Source organism: Methylobacterium sp. C1 (assembly GCF_001854385.1).
Taxonomy (GTDB): domain Bacteria; phylum Pseudomonadota; class Alphaproteobacteria; order Rhizobiales; family Beijerinckiaceae; genus Methylobacterium; species Methylobacterium radiotolerans.
Genome location: NZ_CP017640.1, coordinates 3,776,512 through 3,795,065, shown reverse-complemented (window position 1 = coordinate 3,795,065; position 18,554 = coordinate 3,776,512). Strand labels below are relative to the sequence as shown.

Below are 18,554 nucleotides of genomic sequence, written 5' to 3'. Positions count from 1 at the left end.
TTACGTAGAGGATGTATCGACAGCGGTCTCTTGTTCCTGCATCCGACATGTTCCTTCTGCACGGCTCTAATTCGGGATCACGCGCGTGACGGGTTTGTCCCAGCCCACCGGGTCCGGTCCGCGATCACGGGCCGCCCGCCATCCGCCGATCGCACCGACGATCCCGGCGCTCGAGGCGGTCACACGCCAGACCTGCGCGGCGGCCTCCCGGACGATCGCTTAGCGCCCGACCGATCGCGCCGCCCCGCGCGGCTCGGCGCCCCTTTCCCACTCGAGGACATCATCGTGCCGCATACCAGTCTCCGGCGCAGCGAGACTTCGGACAGTTCGCAGTGCGTTCCGGTTCTGCGGCCGAGAGCCGAGGGCATCGACCGGCTCGCGGCGCTGAACGCGGCCCTCTCGGAGCAGATCCGCCTGTTCGAGGGCGCGCTGCAGAACATGAACCAGGGCCTGTGCATGTTCGACGCGCAGTCCCGCCTCGTCGTGTCGAACAAGCGCTACCGCGATATCTTCAACATCCCGCAGGACATGGTCCTCACGGGCATGGCCCAGCACGCGATCTGCTCAGCTCTGGTCGCGCGCGGCCTCTACTCGCCGGAGGTCACCGTCGCGGAGATCGAGCGCAGCACCCGCGCCGCCCTTCAGGCCGCCGAGCCCGCGCCGATCACGCGCGAACTCTGCGACGGGCGCACGCTGGCGATCAATCACCGGGTCATGGACGGCGGCGGCTGGGTCTCGACATTCGAGGACATCACCGAGCAGCGGCGGAGTGCGGAGCGCATCGCCCACCTGGCCCATCACGACGCCCTGACCGACCTCGCCAACACGCGGGCGATGCGCCAGGGCTACCGAGATCTGATCGCGGCGCAGAACGACGAGCGACCGCTGCTCGCCATGTATTACATCGACCTCGACCGGTTCAAATTCGTCAACGACACCTACGGACATGCCGCCGGCGACGAGCTCCTGCAGGAGGTCGCCGCGCGGCTGCGGAGGAACACGCGGCGGGGTGACGTCGTGGCCCGCCTCGGCGGCGACGAGTTCGCGCTGGTCCACAGGGTCGTCGACGCGGCCGCCGCGACGTCGACCGCCCAGCGCCTCGTCAACGTCCTGTCGGAGCCGTTCGATCTCGCGAGCGGGCGCGTCCATACCGGCGCCAGCATCGGCCTCGCGATCCGCGCGGTGCAGGACCTGGACATGGACCCGTTGCTGCACGACGCCGATCTCGCCCTGCGGCACTCGAAGACCGAGGGGCGCGGCGTCTTCAGCGTCTTCGAGGCCAGCATGTCCGAGGCCTTCGAGGCGCGCCGCCAGATCGAGGCCGACCTCCAGGCCGCCCTGGCGGCGGATCAGTTCGAGCTGCACTATCAGACCCTCGTCGATGCCCGCGACGGGCATGTCGCCTGCGTCGAGGCGCTGGTGCGCTGGCGCCATCCCACGCGCGGCCTGGTCCCGCCGCTGTCCTTCATCCCCCTGGCCGAGGAGACCGGTCTCATCCTGCCGCTCGGCCGCTGGGTCCTGGAGCGCGCCTGCCGGGATGCCCTGGCGTGGCCCGAGAGCGTCGACGTCGCCGTCAACGTCTCCAGCGTCCAGATGCGTCAGAAGGGGTTCGGCGCGGAAGTGCTCGCCGTGCTGGCGGAGACCGGTCTGGCCGCGGCGCGGCTGGAGGTCGAGATCACCGAGACGTCGCTGCTGGAGGAGAGCGAGGCGACGCGGGAGAATCTCGCCACGCTCCACGGCGCCGGCATCCGGATCGCCATGGACGATTTCGGCACCGGGTACTCGTCCCTGAGCTATCTGCGCCGGTGCCCGATCGACAAGATCAAGATCGATCGCTCGTTCATGAGCGAGGCCGAGACGAGCGCCGACGCGCGCGCCATCATCCGGGCGGTGGCGGGGCTGGGGGTCAGCCTCGGCATCACGACGGTGGTCGAGGGCGTCGAGACGGCGCAGCAGCTGGAACTCGCGCGGGCCGAGGGTGTCGGGCAGGTTCAGGGCTATCTCCTGGGACGTCCGCAGCCGCAGGCGTCGCTGTCGCGCGCGGGCCTGCCGACGCATCGATGGTGATCCGATCGGCCATCCGCGGGGCCTCGGACCCGCGTCTCCGTAACGCCACCGGGCCGGAGACGGGTCATCGAGCGGGCGCGCCGGAGCCGCGCCGCTCAGGTCGAAGGCGGTCATCACGGGACGGAAGGTCTCCACGAAGGCGGGATCCAGGTTGCCGGACATCGATCGCAGGAGGCCGCAGGCCACTTCATCCGACATCGACGGTCGGTAGGGCCGCCGCGCGGTCAGCAGCCCCGGCTTGTTGAGGATCGACAGCGGGATCTTCGTCTTCCCGACATCGTGCGGCCGCGCGGCCTCGGTCAGGCGGTAGGCGTCGAGATCGCCGAAGCCCAGCTCGATCGCGAAGGCGGCCGCGAGGCCCGTCACCCGCAGGCAGTGCCGATGGGTGGCCTCATCGAGGCCGGGCGTCACCGTCCGGCCGGAGAAGAAGGTCTCGACGGGAACGGCCGGGCCACCTCCGTCAGCCCGGCCGCGGCGGCGGAGCCGCCCTGATCCCGGAGCCGATCGATCCTGTCCTGCACGATTCTCACCGCCGACGCGGCCGGGAGGGTCTCGCTCGTACCCAGCAGCCGCGCCAGGGCCTCGGTCGGCGCGGCGTTGCCGTGGATCAGGAGCGGCGACGGCGCGCCCGTGTCGCGGGCCGGCGCCAGTATCCGTCGCAGGCGCACGATCGCGTGCGACGTGAGTTGCGCCACGTCGCCGACGACGAGGTCGGCTCCGGCCGCCGGCGCGGCCTCGTCATAGAGGTCGTGGGTGCTTCACGGCCGGGCCGGATCGACGTCGCGCGCCAGACGCTCGGTGCGGGACAGGTCGTCGGAGACGAACAGCAGCCCGCCCAAGCCGGCTTCCCTGAGTCGGGGTGCGCGACGCCGTGACCGATTGGGGTCGCGGTCGCGATCAGGAGCCGAGCAGGTGCCGGAGGGCTGCGCCCGTTCCCGGATCCCGCAGCGTGAGGTCGTCCAGCGACTGATCCATCCCGCCGATGGCCTGCTCGAACACGTGGCTGAGTTCGGGCAGCCGCTCTCCGCAGCCCTGGATGTGCGGAGCGCGAGCCGAGATCCTCGCCGCGCGCGTGCGCGGCGACGAGATCCGCGCGCAGCCGGCGGACTGGTCCGAGCCGCGGGGCCGGACCGGGAGGACGCGGATCTCCGCCGCGATCACCTCAAGCGGCGCGGACGGTGGCGAGGAAGCGTGCGACTTCGGCGCGGAGATGCTCGGATTGCCGCGACAGCTCCGAGGCCGCCGACAGGACCTGACCGGCCGCGGCCCCCGTCTCCTCCGAGGCCTGCGCCACGCCCGCGATGTTGCCCGTCACCTCGCCGGCGCCGGTCGAGGCCTGCGCCACGTTGCGCACGATCTCCTGGGTCGCCGCACCCTGCTGCTCCACCGCCGCCGCGATCGACGTCGCCACGCCGTCGATCTCCCGGATCCGCCCCGTGATCCCGCCGATCGCCGTCACCGCCTGCGCGGTCACCCCCTGAACCTCGCCGATCTGGCGCGCGATCTCCTCGGTCGCCTTGGCGGTCTGCTCGGCCAGCGCCTTCACCTCGGAGGCCACCACCGCGAAGCCCCGCCCCGCCGCGCCGGCGCGCGCCGCCTCGATCGTGGCGTTGAGCGCCAAGAGGTTGGTCTGGCCGGCGATGCCCGAGATCATCCCGACCATGTCGCCGATCCGCGCCGCGTTCTGGCTGAGCGCCTGGACGAGGTGCGCAGTCTGGTCGGCCTCGCCCACCGCGGCCTGGGCGAGATGGGCCGAGCCCTGCACCTGCCGGCCGATCTCCTGCACCGACGAGCCGAGCTCCTCGGCCGCGGCCGCGACCGTGTTGACGTTGGTGGCGGCCTCTTCCGCTGCGGCGGCCACGGTGGTCGATTGCGCGGCGGTCTCCTGGGCGGTGGCGGTCATCTGCTGGGCGGTGGCCTGGAGCTCGGTGGCCGAGGACGAGACCAGGCCGACGATGCCGCCGACGGCGCGCTCGAAGCCGTCGGCGAGCTCGATCATGGTGCGCTTCCGCTCGGCGGCGGCGGCCGCGTCGGCCAGGCGCTTGACCTCGGCCTCCTCGGCGGCCTTGCGGGCGACCATGGCCTTGATGCCCTCGACCGCCTTGCCGACGGCGCCGATCTCGTCGCCGCGGCCGGCCTCGCGGATCTCCGCGTCGACCTCGCCGCGGGCCATCCGCTGCAGCACGCCGACGAGGTTGCCGAGCGGGCGGGTGATCCCGAAGATCACGATCAGCGCCGAGAGCGCCATCGCGCCGATCAGCCCCGCGACGGTGGCCGAGGCCAGGACCATCTTGGCGGTGCTCGCGGCTTGTTCGGCGCCGTCGCGCGCCTGCCGCAGCTCCGATGTCAGCCGGTCCACCCGGCCCTGGACGAAGTCTCGCACCTTGGCGCGGGCGACGGAACCTTCGGTCAGCAGGATCTTTGCAGCGGCTTCATTGTCGTTCTTGAGGCCGAGGCTGTTGGACCTGTCCATGGCGGCGAAGAACTCCTCCAGGATACCCTGGAGAGCCTGATTGGTGTTCTTCCGCTCAGGGGTGTCGGCGAGCGCGATCAGCGCCTTCGTCGCGTCGAACGCCCCCTTCGCCGCGGCATCGTAGCGGGCCCGGTAGCTGCCCATCTCCTGCTCGCGGGTCTCGAGAATGAGATTGCGCGCGTTGACGGCGGCCTCGTTGACGTTGATCCGGACGGCGAGGATCTTCTCCAAGCGAACGACCTGCAGATCGACGATGTCCCGGGTCTGACGCGACAGATCGTTCAGGTTAGCGTTCGCGTAGAAGATCAAACCAGCGGAGAGCGCCGCCATCAGCAGAAGTGGCAGGAACGATTACACCAGGACTTTAGTATTGCGCAACATCACGGCCCCCGTCAGTGTCTGATGTGCTAGGTGTCAGTTATCATACTTAAAAAATAGTGAAGACAGGTTTTGACCGACTTATCGTCGTCGCGTAGATTGTCAATATCCGCGTGATGCAACTTGAGAGATCAGTTCTGGTCCGTGGCCGACACAGGGACGTGGACGTTGTCCGCCGCCGGGATTGGAGAGGATCTGCGGCGCGGGTCCCGTCATCAGGGCCGTCCGAGGAGCCCCTTCCGACCTCGGACCGTGACGCGCCCGGCACGCTCGGAGCCGAAGGTCTGCATCCCCGCGGCGCGTCCGCATTTGTCCGCGGCGCGAGGATCGCGCTCAGTGTCCGGTGGGACGATTGGCGGACGATATACGGACGAGGTGTGAAGGGTGCGCGATATGCATAACGCCCCTTTCTGGTTGAGCTATTTCTCTATCGATGTTTCCATAAGTAGAATATCGATCACAGGGTTCTTTTTTCAAGCTCAATCAAGGCAACGGATTGACATGCGAAAATTGATATACAACTCTTGCGCTGCGTGTCTTGAGGGGGATTGGCAGGTATGCTACCTGAGGTTGGTACTGGCGGGAGAAATGTTTTTGACGCGGCTTTGAAAAATTCAATAAAGATCGTTTGTGCCTACGTCTCCCGAAATTCGGTCTCGCACACCCAGCTCTGTGAGATTTTGGTTAGTACGTACGAGATGCTTTGCCAGATCAGCGTGGGGCCGGCGCCCGCGGTCGCGACGCCTGAAGCCGCGACCGCGCGGGAGATCCGCACGTCCATCCAGGCCGAGGGCCTGATCAGCTTCATCGATGGCAGGTCCTACAAGACGCTCAAGCGTCATCTGACGGCGCACGGCCTGACACCGCAGGATTACCGCGCCAAGTACGGGTTGCCGCGCGACTATCCGATGGTCGCTCCGGGTTACGCCGCCAAGCGCTCGGAGATCGCGCGATTGCTGCAGCTGCGCCATAAGTCCGGATAGGCCTGCGCGACCGCGCGAGGATCGGTCCGCCGGGATGGGTCCGACATCGCGGCGGGCGTCGCCGAACCGGCCGCGACTGCCACCGGCGCCACCGGAGGCCGGCCCCGCCGCGCTGCGCGCGCACGCCCGAGCGTCGCGATCGCGGTCTCCTTCGCGGAGGCGGTCGCGGCCGGCGGCCGCGACGACAAACGGGAAGATATCCTCGAGCCCTGAGCGGCGCTCTCGGGCGAGACGCGCTGACCCCCTCCCTTCGGGCTGTCAGGCGCGTCCGAGCGGGTATCGCGCCTTCTGCTCGGCCGCGAACCGGCTCGCCTCCGCCCGCATCCGGGTCCGGAACCGGTCGGCCTCCTGCCGATCGTCAACGCCCTCGGCGCTGATGAGCCAGCGGGACGTCGCCGCCGCGACGGCTGGGCCGACGCCGACGAGGGTGCCGTCGCGCATGTCCCGCTCCATGGGCGCGCCCCGGCCGAGGGCAACGCCCAGGCCCGCGGCCGCGCTGCCAGTCTTCGAAGAGGCGGATGTTGCGCTGGGCGGAGGCGGGAGCCGCCCGAGACGGAGGGCGCGATCGAGAACTCGGATCCCGGCGAGCTGCGGGGGCCACGCCTCGGCCAGGACCAAGGCCGGAGCGGGCTGCGACGCAGTCAGTCCCGCGGTGCCGGGCCGGCGACGGGCGCCTTCGGCACCGCGAGACGTCCCTCCGCGGCCTTGTTGATGTACTGGCTGGCGATGAAGAGTCCCTTCAGCGGCCGGATGATCGGCACGCAGGCCAGGATGAGCAGCGGGAGCGTCACCGCCGCGTGGACCCAGAGCGGCGGATCGTAGGCCAGTTCCAGCCAGATCCCGAAGGCGGTGACGGGGAACGCCATCGTCATCATGATGAAGAAGGCGGGCCCGTCCGCCGGGTCGGCAAAGCTGTAGTCGAGGCCGCACGCCTCGCAGCGCGGCCGCAGGGTGATGAAGCCGTCGAACAGACGGCCTTCCCCGCAGCGCGGGCAGCGGCAGCGCAGCCCGACCGACATGAGCGATTGATCGGTAGTCCTCTGCATCATCCACGTTCCTGAACAGCGGGCCGGTCCTTGTACGGACGGGCTTGTGCCTGTCGATTGTATGGCATATTAAACCATACAATGGCGGTGGAAACCGAGCGATCCGGCGAATCGTCCGCCGAGCGCGGAACGGACGCACGGCCGTGCACGCCGGTCGTACTCTGAATGTATGCATACGCCAGCGCGAGAACAGGGGTCAATGTTGGAATCCTGGAGCCCGACAATCGCCGGCGAGACCGGGCCCAAGTACCTCGCCATTGTCCGGGCGCTGACCGCGGACATCCGTGCCGGCCGGCTCGCGCCGGGAGCGCGCCTGCCGCCGCAGCGCGCGCTGGCGAAGCAGCTGAACGTCGATCTCACGACGGTGACGCGCGCCTTCAACGAGGCGCGCCGAGTGGGATTGATCGACGCGACGGCTGGCCGGGGCAGTTTCGTCCGGGGGTCCCGGTCGCCGGCCGCGGAGGTGCCACGGCCTGATCCGTCCGGCAGCATCGACTTCAGCATGAACATGCCGCCCCAGCCCGCGGCGGCGCGACTGGCGGAGCGCCTGGAGGCAGGTCTGTCGCGGCTCGCCGGATCGTCCGGCTTCCTCGCCCGAATGCAGTACCAGGACAGTGCCGGGAACCTGGCCGACCGGGCGGCGGCGGCCCACTGGCTCGGTCAACGGCTCGGGACACTCCCGGTGCAGCGCGTCCTCGTGGCGGGCGGTGCCCAGGTCGTGCTCGCCGCCGTGCTCGCCGCCATCCTGAAGCCGGGCGACGCCCTCTGCGTCCCGGCGCTCACCTATCCCGGGCTGCGCACGGCCGCGGAGCGCCGCGGAGTCCGCCTCGTGCCGGTGGCCGGCGACGCGGAAGGGCTCGAGCCGGACGCCTTCCGCGAACGCTGCGAAACCGAGCGTCCGCGGGCTCTGTACCTCGTTCCGACGCTCGACAACCCGACCACCGCGACCCTGCCGGCGGTCCGGCGGCGGCAGATTGCCGAGATTGCCAGAACGCACGGCGTCGCCATCATCGAGGACGACGCGTACGGCGCACTGCCCCTGGACGCTCCGGCTCCCATCGCGTCCCAGGCGAGCGACATCACGTGGCACATCGCGACGCTGTCCAAATGCGCGAGTCCCGGCCTGCGCGTCGCCTACGTCGCGGTCCCGGGAACGAACGAGGCGGTGCGGCTGGCGGCCGAACTGCGCGCCATCAACTTGATGGCCTCGCCTCTCACGGCCGCGCTCGCCTCACACTGGATCGCCGAGGGCGAGCTCGACGCCGTCGTCGCGGCGATCCGGCAGGAGAACGCGCTCAGGCAGGCCGTCGCGCGCGAGACGCTCCAGGGTCTCGACGTCCGGGGGCATCCAAGCGGGCACCATCTGTGGCTCCGGCTTCCCGCTTTCTGGCGTCGCGGCGAGTTCGGCGCCCACGCGCGGCAGCTCGGCGTGTCGGTCATCCCGAGCGACGCCTTCGCGGTCGGGCCTGCTCCGGAAGCCATCCGCGTCTCCCTGGGCGCGGCGCCGGACGCCGAGACGCTCCGATACGGCCTCAGCCTGCTCGCGACGTTGCTGGCGCATCCGCCCGGCGCGATCTCGACCGTTGTCTGAGCCGGCCGAGGCGGCCCGAGCCTCGCGCGTTCGGGCAGTCCGCGCCGCCCGGACGAGCGCCGTCCCCCGATCGTCGGCCGACTCCTGCTGGGAGAGTCGCGCTCCCCGTGGGACGCCCGGCGCGTGCCGATCCGAATCCGCTCACCGCGAAGGGAACGCGATGCTGTGCTGTCTTGGGCAGACGCGATCGCGGATCCTGCGCCGTCCCGCGCGCGCCGTGGCGCTCGCGCTGGCCCTGCTCGCGTCCGCCTGCTCGGACGATGGGCGGGAACGCCGCCGTGCCCTGGGCGAGACGCCGACGTTTGACGACGTCATGCGGGTGGCCGACTCGGAGCGCGGCGGGCGGCTGTTCGGTCAGTGCGCCGCCTGTCACACGATCAGCCCCGGCGCGGGCGATCGGAACGGTCCCGGACTCTACGATGTGCTCGGCAAGCCCGTTGCCAGCAACAGCAGGCGCTACGGCTATACCGGGGCGCTGCGGTCGCTGGGCGGCGTCTGGACCCCGGAGCTTATGGACCTCTGGCTCTCCGCCCCGGCGAAGCTCGCGCCCGGCACCAGCATGAGCTTCCGCGGCCTCCCCGATGCCCTCGATCGGGCGGATATCATCGCCTACCTTCGGTCGCATTCGCCCGGGGACGGTGACGCAGAGCCGCGGCCGGCGCGGCCCTGAGCCGGTCCTGTCGGCGTCGCTCGTCCGCCCGCACAGGTCGGAAGCGGGGCAGTGCTGCCGGTCAGACGAAATGCGCCGGCAGGGCCACGTCCTGCGCGTACTGGATCACAGCCAGTGCGAGACCCGCGATCATCGACCAAGCGACGATGCGGTCGGATCCGGACGCGGTGTTCGTCATCATGCGCGTGACCATCTACCGTCTCCTCCTCGTCGCGGCCCGAGATCGGCCGCCGTGAGGCGGCGTTATGGTCAAGCTCCTTTGCCGCAGGATTGCGCGAAGTATTTCGTCCCGTGCGGCGGCATGGGCTGACCCGACGATCCCGGCTCGCGCGGGATCGTCGGAACCGGCAGTCTGCGGCCGTCCTTCGCGACGGCGGCAAGCCGACGTCGGTCCGGCAGAGCTCCGGGAGCCTCCCCTCAGAACAGGCCGACGGATTCTTCCGGGAAGCGGATCGCGAAGACCGCGCCTAAGCCCGGCCCGGCGCTCTCGGCCGTGGCGCGGCCGCCGTGCAGCTCGGCGATCCGACGGACGATCGAGAGCCCGAGACCGGTCGAGTTCTCGCCGCCGGTGGGCTTGGCCGACAGGCGCTGGAACCGGCCGAACACGCGGGACGAATCCTCCGGCGACAGGCCGGGCCCGTGGTCGGCGACGGCGCAGACCAGCTCCGCGCCCCGCGGGCCCGGCTCGCGGCTGACCCGCACCGTGATCGCGCCGCCGGTCGAGCTGTACTTGATGGCGTTGGAGACGAGGTTGTCGAGCGCCTCGCGGAGGCGCTCGGCGTCGCCGCAGAGGAACAGCTCGTCCGGGCCCTCGCAGACCAGGGTCTGGCCCTTGGCGTCGGCCAGCGGCCGGTCGGCCTCGCAGACCTCCCGGGCGAGGCCCGCGAGGTCCACCGGTTCCCGGCGCAGGCTGATGTCGAGGGCGTCGTTCATCGCGTCCGCCATGAGGCTGTCGATCATGGTCGTCAGCCCCTTCGCGCTGGTGCGCACGTGCTGCACCTGCGCCCGCATCTGCTCCCGGTCCCCTTGCATGTCGATCAGGTCGGACAGCATCTCGGCGCGGCCGAGGATCACCGCCAGCGGATTCTTCAGATCGTGCGCGATCGTGCCGAGGATCTCGGTCTTGAGGCTGTTGGCGCGCCGCAGGTCCGAGCGCTGCAGGTCCAGCCGGCGGTTCGCCCGGATCAGCTCCGCGGTCCGCTCGACGACCCGCCGCTCCAGGTCGGCGTTGGTTTGCTGCAGCCGCTCGTAGAGGATGACGTTGTCGAACGCGATCGACAGCCGGCTCGTGAACAGGGCGATGAGCGACCGGTCCGTCTCGGAGAGCTGGCGGTCGGCCTCGATCAGCGCGACGATCTCGCTGCCGCTCGCCGTGTGCAGGTACAGGGTCGACCAGTGCTCGCCGAAGCTGTGGCGGCGCTCGGCGAAGGCCCGCTCAACGAGGGGTTGCACCCGCTCCTCCAGCGGCCAGGCCGGCTCGCGCCCGGCATAGTGGCCATAGCAGCCGGACCCGGCCAGGACGCAGAAGCGCTCCTGCGGGGCGGCGGTCTCGCGCAGGACCAGGATCCCCGCGCAGGCGACGTTCAGGAGCGAGGCGACCTGGGTGAGGACACCCTCGGCCAGGCGCTGCATCGATTTGTGGTCGAGGAGCATCGGCGCCGCGTCGATGATGATCTCGAGCCCGCGCCGGGTCTCGTCGAGGCGCTTCAGCTGCTGGTGGGCGCGCAGGGCCGCGGTGAGGCTGGTGAACAGCTTGTCGGCGGTCAGTTCGGTCTTCGCCTTGTAGTCGTTGATGTCGTAATCGACGATGATCCGCCGCTCCGGTGCCTGGCCGGGCTGGCCGGTCCGCAGGATGATGCGCACGGTCTCCTGCCGGAGTTCGCGCCGGATGTAGTCCACCAGCTCCAGCCCGGCATTGTCGGTCTCCATCACCACGTCGAGCAGCACCACCGCCACGTCGCGGCGCTCGGCGAGCAGCACCCGCGCCTCCGCGGCCGACCGGGCGGTGAGGATCTCCAGGCCCCGCCCGTCGAGGGTGTAGCTCGCCAGCGCGTAACGCGTGCCGTCATGGACCGCCGGATCGTCGTCGATCACGGCGATCACCCAGGCTCCCGCGGTCGGTTGCGCCTCATCGGGATCGTCGGGGATCAACGTGAGGGTATCATCGTCCATGGCTATGACCCGAAATGCTGCTCGCAACCGGACGACTACGCTAGAAATCGTGTTGAAAACTTGTCACGGTAACGTGAGCCGATACGATTCCTGCATTCGTTCCAGAGCGAACCCGGAAAGTGCGCACCGCTGCGATGACCATTCCAGACAGCCCCGCCCCCGGCACCGCCCGCGGCGTCGCGGCGATCCCGTCGATCGCCGTGGTCGACGACGAGGCGGCGACCCGCGAGATGGTCGGGGATTACCTCAAGCTCCACGGGTTCGCGGTGGTCCTGTGCGACGGCGGGCGCGCCCTGCGCGAGCACCTCGCCCACCACAGTCCCGACCTGATCGTGCTCGACCTGAACATGCCCAAGGAGGACGGGCTCTCCATCGTGCGCGACCTCAAGGCCCGCACGGCGATCCCGATCATCATGCTCACCGCCACGGCGAGCGCGATCGACCGCGTGGTCGGGCTGGAGCTCGGGGCCGACGATTACCTGCCCAAACCGTGCGAGTTGCGGGAGCTGGTCGCCCGCGTGCGATCGGTGCTGCGCCGCGTGCAGATGCCGGGCGCCGCGCCGGCCCCGGCTCCCGTGGGCGGACGCCGGATCCGGTTCGGCACCAAGTGGCTGGAACTCGACGCGCTGCGCCTGAGCGACGATGCCGGTCTGGAGCAGGCGCTCACCCGCTCGGAATTCGATCTGCTGAAGGCTTTCGCCGACAACCCGCGGCGCGCGCTCTCGCGCGAGCGCCTGCTCGACCTCGCCGACGCCCGCGACCCGGACGCGTTCGACCGCGCCATCGACGTGCGGATCAACCGCATCCGCAAGAAGGTCGAGCCGGATCCCGGCAATCCGCGCTACATCCGGACCGTGCGGGGTCTCGGATACATATTCCGCCCCGAGGGCGACTGATGTTCCCGGCTCAATGTTGCGTCGTGACGTGACAACGCAACAATTCGTGCTCCGGCTTGGGCTGGAAGCAATATCAGCGGTACGGAGCTTCCCTATCAGCGTGGCAGGACCGAGGGCCGCGGGTGCCCGGAGGACGGGCCATGCGACACGTGATCGGAACCTCGTCGGCCGCGGCGGTCGGCACGCTCTGCATCCTGGCCTTCGTCGGCTGGACCCCGGTGCCCGGCACCGTGACCGTGGAGGCCCGCGGCGGCGGCCGGGCCGCCGCGGCGGCCCGTGACGGCGTTCCCTGTGCTGGAGCGACCTGGCCCTACCCACCGGGCGCCTGCGCGGGTGCCGGCCCGGCCGCCCGGCGCGTCCGCCTCATCGCGGTCGATGCCGCGCCCGGCCCGCGGTGAGGGGCGGACCCGGCCATGCCGCACTTCAGCGATGATCCCGGCTTCGACGAAGATCCCGACCTGCTTCTCCGGCTGCGCCGCATGCTGCGCGGCGGCGATCCCCGGCCACGGCGTCTGCCGACCTGCGCGGAGCGGTTCGGCGTGCCCACGCCGCACGGCGCACCCACGCCGCGCGATGGCGCGCGTGACTCGCAGGATCCGGTGCTGGCCGGCCCCGCCCCGCGACGGGTCGGATCCCGACCGCGCTGAGACCGCGCGTGGTGGGTGGCTGCGAGGCGGCCTTTGCGAGCACAGCGAAGCGATCCGGCGGCGCCAGACCGACCGGGCGCGCGCAGCCCTGGGTCACTCCGCTGCGCTCGTGACGGCGGAGCGGGCGGCATCGACCGAAGGCTGCGAGCGGCGACCGGAAGACTTGGTCGCCCGGGCGCCAGGACCCGTCGGAGCGCCGCCCGATTGCACCGCACTCCGGCCCGGCCTTAAGTTGCTGCCGGACCCCTATGTCGGGACGCGGATGCGGGTTGGACCCAAGATCGCCCTGGTCGGAGGCGTGCCGATCCTCGCCGCCGGCGCGATCGCCATGGCCGGCTGGCTGCTCCTGGCGCAGGAGGAGCGCGCCCGGCGCGGTGCGGTCCTGGTGGCCGACGTCTACCACGACATCGCCACCGCCCGCTTGGTCCGTGATCAGTTCGCCGCCGCGGACGCGCGGGACCGGTCCGCCTATGCCGAGCGCTTCGCCGGCCTGACGGCGCGGGCCGAGGCCGGTCTCGGCCGGCTCGCCGGCTTCGCCCGCATCGACGAACAGCGCGCGCGGATCGCCTCTGTGGAGCGGGCCCTGGCCCGCTATCGGGGCGAGATGGACGCCTTCGTCCGGCGGACGCGGGAGAATGACGGCCTGATCCGCGAGATGACGCAGCGGGCCGACACCCTGATCGACCTCACCGACCGGGCACGCCTGCGGCAGCAGGCCTCGAACGCGGACCTCGCGCGCTCGATGGCCGAGAAGGTCGAGGCGCTGCGGGTCGCCCGGGGACTCGTCGCCCGCCTCAGCGCCCTGAGAGCCCGGAGCGCGGAGGGCGCCGTGGTCGCCGCCCAGACCGCCGCCCAGACCGCCGCTCAGAATGCCGCCCAGACCGCGGCCCAGGCGGGAGCGCAGGCTGTGGCCCGGAGCGACGCCCCCGCGGGAGCGGCGGGCGCGGAGAGCGAGGGCCCGCGCGCGCAGAGCCTTTTCCGCGCCGCCAGCCGCGATCTCGCGAACGCTCTGCGGGCCGACGGCCGGGATGCCGACGCCGAGTCCCTCGACGCGCTCGCCGCCGAGGCGGCGGCGCAGAAACCGGATCTCCGCGCGAAGCTCGACGGCTGGATCGAGCGCGTTCTGAAGATCGAGACCTCCGGCCAGGAGAGCCTGCACGACGAGGTGGCGCAGCTGCTCGCCTATTCCGTGGAGGCCAACGAGATCGAGCAGGCCACCCAGAACGTCGCGATCGGCACCCTCAAGCTGGGGCCGCGCACCGCCGGCGCCCTCCTGCACCGGGATGCCGCCCTCGCCGAGCGGATGCGCGACGAGGGCGAGCGCCTCGCCCGGAGCGCCGCCTCGCTGCCGATCTCGCCGCTGATCCAGGCCGAGATGATTCAGGCCCTCGACGGCTGGCGCGCGCGCCTGACCACCACCATCGGGGGCCTGCGGCAGCAGAACGCCATGATCGTCGCGATGGACGGGCTCGCCGCGACGATGATCGACAGCGCCAAGGCGCTCAACGACGCCTTCGTGGAGGATGCCGACCGGTTCGGCATCTTCATCCAGCGGATCCTGCTCGCCGGCGCGGCCGGCCTCCTGCTGTTCGGCGCCCTGGTGGTGATCTTCGTCGCCCGCTCGATCCTGGTGCCGCTGCGCGCGCTCCAGGGCGATATGGTCATGCTGACCGGGAACCCGGCGGGGGCGGCCGTGCGGGGCACGGCACGCCGGGACGAGCTCGGCGACATCGCCCGCGCCACCGCGGTCTTCGTGTCCGAGATCACCCGCCGGGAAGGCGCGCTGCGCCGGGCGAAGGATCAGGCGGACGTCGCCCTGGTCGAGCTGCGCCGGACTCAGGACGACCTCGTCCGGGCCGAGAAGCTCGCCTCCCTCGGGCAGCTCGTGGCCGGAGTCGCCCACGAGATCAACACGCCGCTCGGCATCGCGCTGACCACCGGGACGCTCATGAGCGACGAGGCGCGGACCTTCCGGACGGGACTGTCCGCCGGCACGCTATCGCGCTCCCGGCTGACTCACTTCGTCGACCGGGTCGAGGAGGGCGCCACCCTGCTCTGCGCCAACCTCACCCGGGCCGCCGACCTCGTCCAGGGCTTCAAGCAGGTCGCGGTCGACCGGGTCAGCGACGAGAGCCGCAGCGTCGCGCTGGCGACCTGGCTCGACGACCTGCTGACGAGCCTGCGGCCGATGCTGCGCAAGGGCGGCCACGTCGTGGAGCGCGCCTGCCCGGCGGACCTCGTCATCGTCACCAATCCCGGGGTGCTGGCGCAGATCGTAACCAACCTCGTCGCCAACGCGGTCGTGCACGGGTTCCGGGCGGGCGAGCCGGGACGGATCACCGTGGACGTGTCGGAACGGGAGGGGGGCCTCGTGCGGATGGAGGTTCGCGATACCGGTCAGGGCATCCCGCCGGAGCACCTCGAGCGCATCTTCGACCCGTTCTTCACGACGGCCCGGAGCGCCGGCAGCACGGGACTCGGCATGCACATCGTCCACAATCTCGTGACCGCCAAGCTCGGCGGCCGCATCGCGGTCAGCAGCGAGCGCGGTCAGGGGACCGTCGTGCAGGTCGATTTTCCCGCAGAGGGCGCGGGAGCGGCCGCGCGGCCGCGGACCAGCGCGATCGGCACGCCGTGAGGCCGGCCGCGGCATGCCGGGCCGGGCTCCTCGCCCTGGCGGCCGGCCTGGCTTCCGGCCCGCTTTTCGACCCCGGCCCGGCGGCGGCGCGCACCTTCGTGTTCTGCTCGGAGGGCAGCCCCGAATCCTTCGATCCCGCCCGCGCCACGACCACCACCACGATGAACGCCGCGTGGCAGGTCTACAACACGCTGGTGGAGTTCGCGCCCGGCACGACGACGATCCGCCCGGCCCTCGCCGAATCCTGGACGATCTCGGAGGACGGGCGGACCTACGTCTTCGCCCTGCGGGACGGCGTCCGCTTCCACGCCAACGCGCGCTTCACCCCCACGCGGCCCCTGAACGCCGACGACGTGGTGTTCTCCTTCGCCCGGCAGCGGCGCTCCGGACCCGACGGCGCCGCGCCGGGCTTCCCCTACTTCCACGACCTCGGCCTCGCCGACCTGATCGAGGCCGTCGACGCCCCGGATCCGCACCACGTCCGGTTCCGGCTGCGCGAGGCCGACACCACCTTCCTCGCCAACATCGCCCAGGCCTTCGGCGCGATCCTGTCGGCCGAGTACGCGGCGACCCTCGCGGCCGGCAACGCGTCGGACGAGATCGCGCGGGCGCCGATCGGGACCGGCCCGTTCGTGTTCGAGGGGTACCGGCCGGATCAGGTCCTGCGCTACCGCGCCTTCCCGGAATACTGGCGCCGCGCCGCGGACGACGGCGAACCGGGCGAGCGCCCCGACGGCCTCGTCTTCGCGATCACGCCGAACGCGGCGGTCCGGCTGACCAAGCTGCGGGCCGGCGAGTGCCACGCGATGGCGTTTCCGGCGACCGGCGATCTCGACGCGATCCGGGCGGAGCCGGGCCTGACGCTGCTCGCGCTCGCCGAGCTGAACGTCGCCTACCTCGCCCTCAACACGACCCGCTCACCCTTCGGAGACGTCCGGGTGCGGCGCGCGGTCAACCTCGCCATCGACCGGCGGGCGATCGTGGCGGGGGTCTACGGCGATGCCGGGATCCTGGCTCAGGGGCCGCTGCCGCCGGGGATCTGGGCCTACGACGCGGACCTGCCGGACACCCCCTTCGACCGCGGCGAGGCGCTGCGCCTGCTGGCCGAGGCCGGGCTCGCCGAGGGCTTCGACGTCGAGCTGTGGTATCCGCCGGTCAGCCGGCCCTACAATCCGAACGGCCGGCGCGTCGCCGACATGATCCAGGCCGACCTCGCGCAGGTCGGCATCCGCGCGCGCCCGGTCACGCGCCCCTGGAACGCGTACCGCGCCGCCCTGTACGGCGGAGAGCCCGCGCTGATGCTCTACGGCTGGACGAGCGACAACGGCGACCCGGACAACTTCCTGAGCGTCCTGCTCGGCTGCAAGGCCGCCCAGACCGGCGGCGCCAACCTCGCCCGCTGGTGCGACCCGGCCTACGACCGGCTGGTCGAGGCCGCCCGCCGCACCGGCGACCGGGCGGCGCGGCAGGCGCTGTACCGTCAGGCCCAGGCCATCGTCCGGCACGCGATGCCCTGGGTGCCCCTGGCCCACACCAAGGTGCATCTGGCGCTCCGCAACGACGTGCGCGGCCTGACGATGGATCCCCTCGGCCGCCACCTCTTCGAGACGGTGCGGTTCCGCGCCGCCCGGTGACGACGGCGGCGCGGGCCGACCTATCCGCCACGCTCACTTCTTGGTCCGCTGCTGGAAGACCCGCAGCACTTGGTTGCCCCGTGCCACGGCGTCGTCGAGGGCCTGCTGCGGCGACTTCGCACCGTTGAGCGCCGCCTCCAGTTCCTCGGCCCAGAGGTCGCGGATCTGCAGCATGTTGCCCAGGCGCAGGCCGGCGGTGTTGCGCGTCGGCGGGCGCCGGGTCAGCTCCTGCACGGCGACGTGGAGCTGCGGGTGCCGCTCGAAGAAGCCCTCCGCCACCGCGTCGGCGTAGGCGGCGCGCGTCGTGGGGATGTAGCCGGTGTTCCGGTACAGCGCGGCCTGCTGCCGTCCCTCCATCAGGAACGCCAGGAACCGGGCGACGCCGCGGTACTCGTCCGGCGTCTTGCCCTGCATCGCGTAGAGCGAGCCGCCGCCGAGGATCGCGTTCTGCGGCTCCGCGACGACGTCGGGATAGAAGGGCATCGGCACGACCGTCCAGTCGAACCGGGCCGCGGTGGAGACCTTGCCGTACAGGCTCGACGAGGTGAGGAAGATCGCGCAGTCGCCCGAGACGAACCGACTCTCGCCGCGATTGACGCGGTCGTTGTACTCGAACACGCCCGCACGCTTCAGGTCGACGAGGTTCTGCAGGTGACGGACCTGGAGCGGGCCGTTGAAGACGAGCTCGGCGTCGTAGCCGTCCAGGCCGTTGGAGCGGGTCGCGAGCGGCCGGTCGTGCCAGACGGACAGCTGCTCGATATGCACCCAGGTCGGCCAAGCCGACGACAGGGCGCACTGCTTGCTGTCCGCCGCCTTGAGCCGCCGCGCGGCCTCGAAGACCTCCGGCCAGGTGGCCGGGGGTTTCTTGGCGTCGAGGCCCGCCAGACGGAACCGGTCGCGGTTGATCCACATGACCGTCGACGAGACGTTGAAGGGCAGGGACAGCATCCCGCCCTCGGCATCCAGGTAGTTGGTGGCGACGACCGGCAGGAAATCCTCCGGCGCCACCGAGAGCCCCGCCTCCCGCATCACGGTGGCGACGGGCCTGACGGCGCCGATCGCGGCCGCCATGGTGCCGTTCCCGACCTCGAAAACCTGCAGCAGGTGCGGCGCCGCGCCGGTACGGTAGGCCGTGATGCCGCTGCTGATCGTCTCGGCGTAGGAGCCCTTGTAGACCGGCACGACCCGGTAGTCGGGCTGCGAGGCGTTGAACGTCTCGGCGATGCGGGTCACCAGCTCGCCGTTCGGCCCGTCGAGGGCGTGCCAGAACTGGAGTTCGGTGAGGGCTTCGGCGGGCAGCGGGCGCAGCGCGAGGAGCAGGCCGGCGAGCGCGCCGGACATCAGCGGCCTCAGGCGGCC

General features: G+C 71.2%; 17 protein-coding genes. 9 read left to right on the top strand and 8 right to left on the bottom strand.

The genetic code is table 11. From position 1 onward, the window contains the following. The first annotated feature begins 285 nt into the window (after nt 1-285). Nucleotides 286-2,067: an EAL domain-containing protein gene (locus BKE41_RS17570; RefSeq protein WP_070999918.1), complete on the top strand. Its 1,782-nt coding sequence runs from the start codon at nt 286-288 to the stop codon at nt 2,065-2,067. A 407-nt stretch (nt 2,068-2,474) separates the two neighbouring features. Here BKE41_RS17570 and BKE41_RS31680 read toward each other — a convergent pair whose 3' ends face one another. The 3 genes from BKE41_RS31680 to BKE41_RS17555 form a co-directional block, all read right to left on the bottom strand. Continuing rightward, on the bottom strand, nt 2,475-2,762 hold the full coding sequence (locus BKE41_RS31680; protein WP_024829391.1) for a hypothetical protein: 288 nt from the start codon (nt 2,760-2,762) through the stop codon (nt 2,475-2,477). A gap of 202 nt (nt 2,763-2,964) precedes the next feature. Continuing rightward, nucleotides 2,965-3,228 carry a hypothetical protein gene (locus tag BKE41_RS17560; RefSeq protein WP_012320238.1) on the bottom strand — a complete coding sequence of 88 codons (264 nt, stop codon included), beginning with the start codon at nt 3,226-3,228 and terminating at the stop codon, nt 2,965-2,967. 1 nt (nt 3,229) lies between these two features. Then, complete coding sequence (locus BKE41_RS17555) at nt 3,230-4,870, bottom strand: methyl-accepting chemotaxis protein (RefSeq protein ID WP_070999917.1); 1,641 nt, start codon at nt 4,868-4,870, stop codon at nt 3,230-3,232. Between the two features lie 605 nt (nt 4,871-5,475). Here BKE41_RS17555 and BKE41_RS17550 point away from each other — a divergent pair. Beyond that, complete coding sequence (locus tag BKE41_RS17550; protein WP_012320236.1) at nt 5,476-5,901, top strand: MucR family transcriptional regulator; 426 nt, start codon at nt 5,476-5,478, stop codon at nt 5,899-5,901. Between the two features lie 258 nt (nt 5,902-6,159). On the opposite strand, the gene BKE41_RS17545 is transcribed toward BKE41_RS17550, so the two are convergent. Beyond that, nucleotides 6,160-6,342, bottom strand: a complete 183-nt coding sequence (locus tag BKE41_RS17545; protein WP_024829393.1) for a hypothetical protein — start codon at nt 6,340-6,342, stop codon at nt 6,160-6,162. Nucleotides 6,343-6,542: 200 nt separating this feature from the next. Next, complete coding sequence (locus BKE41_RS17540) at nt 6,543-6,947, bottom strand: DUF983 domain-containing protein (RefSeq protein WP_024829394.1); 405 nt, start codon at nt 6,945-6,947, stop codon at nt 6,543-6,545. Nucleotides 6,948-7,146: 199 nt separating this feature from the next. Between BKE41_RS17540 and BKE41_RS17535 the strand changes: the two genes are divergently transcribed. Further along, nucleotides 7,147-8,538 (top strand): PLP-dependent aminotransferase family protein, encoded by a 1,392-nt coding sequence (locus BKE41_RS17535; RefSeq protein WP_043074097.1) that lies wholly within the window; start codon nt 7,147-7,149, stop codon nt 8,536-8,538. Nucleotides 8,539-8,698: 160 nt separating this feature from the next. Beyond that, nucleotides 8,699-9,208 (top strand): c-type cytochrome, encoded by a 510-nt coding sequence (locus BKE41_RS17530; protein ID WP_083374379.1) that lies wholly within the window; start codon nt 8,699-8,701, stop codon nt 9,206-9,208. Between the two features lie 61 nt (nt 9,209-9,269). Here the strand turns inward: BKE41_RS17530 and BKE41_RS32450 are convergent, their stop codons facing one another. Together BKE41_RS32450 and BKE41_RS17525 are read right to left on the bottom strand one after the other, a co-directional pair. Beyond that, complete coding sequence (locus BKE41_RS32450) at nt 9,270-9,401, bottom strand: hypothetical protein (RefSeq protein WP_012320231.1); 132 nt, start codon at nt 9,399-9,401, stop codon at nt 9,270-9,272. 224 nt (nt 9,402-9,625) lie between these two features. Beyond that, on the bottom strand, nt 9,626-11,380 hold the full coding sequence (locus BKE41_RS17525) for a DUF3369 domain-containing protein (RefSeq protein ID WP_070999916.1): 1,755 nt from the start codon (nt 11,378-11,380) through the stop codon (nt 9,626-9,628). 134 nt (nt 11,381-11,514) lie between these two features. Here BKE41_RS17525 and BKE41_RS17520 point away from each other — a divergent pair, with 134 nt between their 5' ends. The 5 genes from BKE41_RS17520 (at nt 11,515) to BKE41_RS17500 (ending at nt 17,195) form a co-directional block, all read left to right on the top strand. Beyond that, entirely contained in the window at nt 11,515-12,276 is a 762-nt protein-coding gene (locus BKE41_RS17520) for a response regulator (RefSeq protein ID WP_070999915.1), read from the top strand. 140 nt (nt 12,277-12,416) lie between these two features. Beyond that, nucleotides 12,417-12,674, top strand: a complete 258-nt coding sequence (locus BKE41_RS17515) for a hypothetical protein (protein WP_043074095.1) — start codon at nt 12,417-12,419, stop codon at nt 12,672-12,674. Between the two features lie 15 nt (nt 12,675-12,689). Further along, complete coding sequence (locus tag BKE41_RS17510; protein WP_070999914.1) at nt 12,690-12,923, top strand: hypothetical protein; 234 nt, start codon at nt 12,690-12,692, stop codon at nt 12,921-12,923. A gap of 262 nt (nt 12,924-13,185) precedes the next feature. Then, nucleotides 13,186-15,561 carry a HAMP domain-containing sensor histidine kinase gene (locus tag BKE41_RS17505; protein ID WP_071000711.1) on the top strand — a complete coding sequence of 792 codons (2,376 nt, stop codon included), beginning with the start codon at nt 13,186-13,188 and terminating at the stop codon, nt 15,559-15,561. Beyond that, complete coding sequence (locus BKE41_RS17500; protein WP_070999913.1) at nt 15,558-17,195, top strand: ABC transporter substrate-binding protein; 1,638 nt, start codon at nt 15,558-15,560, stop codon at nt 17,193-17,195. Before BKE41_RS17505 ends, BKE41_RS17500 begins: the two co-directional genes overlap by 4 nt. Before the next feature lie 33 nt (nt 17,196-17,228). On the opposite strand, the gene ugpB is transcribed toward BKE41_RS17500, so the two are convergent. After that, nucleotides 17,229-18,536 carry a sn-glycerol-3-phosphate ABC transporter substrate-binding protein UgpB gene (ugpB, locus tag BKE41_RS17495; RefSeq protein ID WP_107645346.1) on the bottom strand — a complete coding sequence of 436 codons (1,308 nt, stop codon included), beginning with the start codon at nt 18,534-18,536 and terminating at the stop codon, nt 17,229-17,231. Between the last annotated feature and the right edge of the window lie 18 nt (nt 18,537-18,554).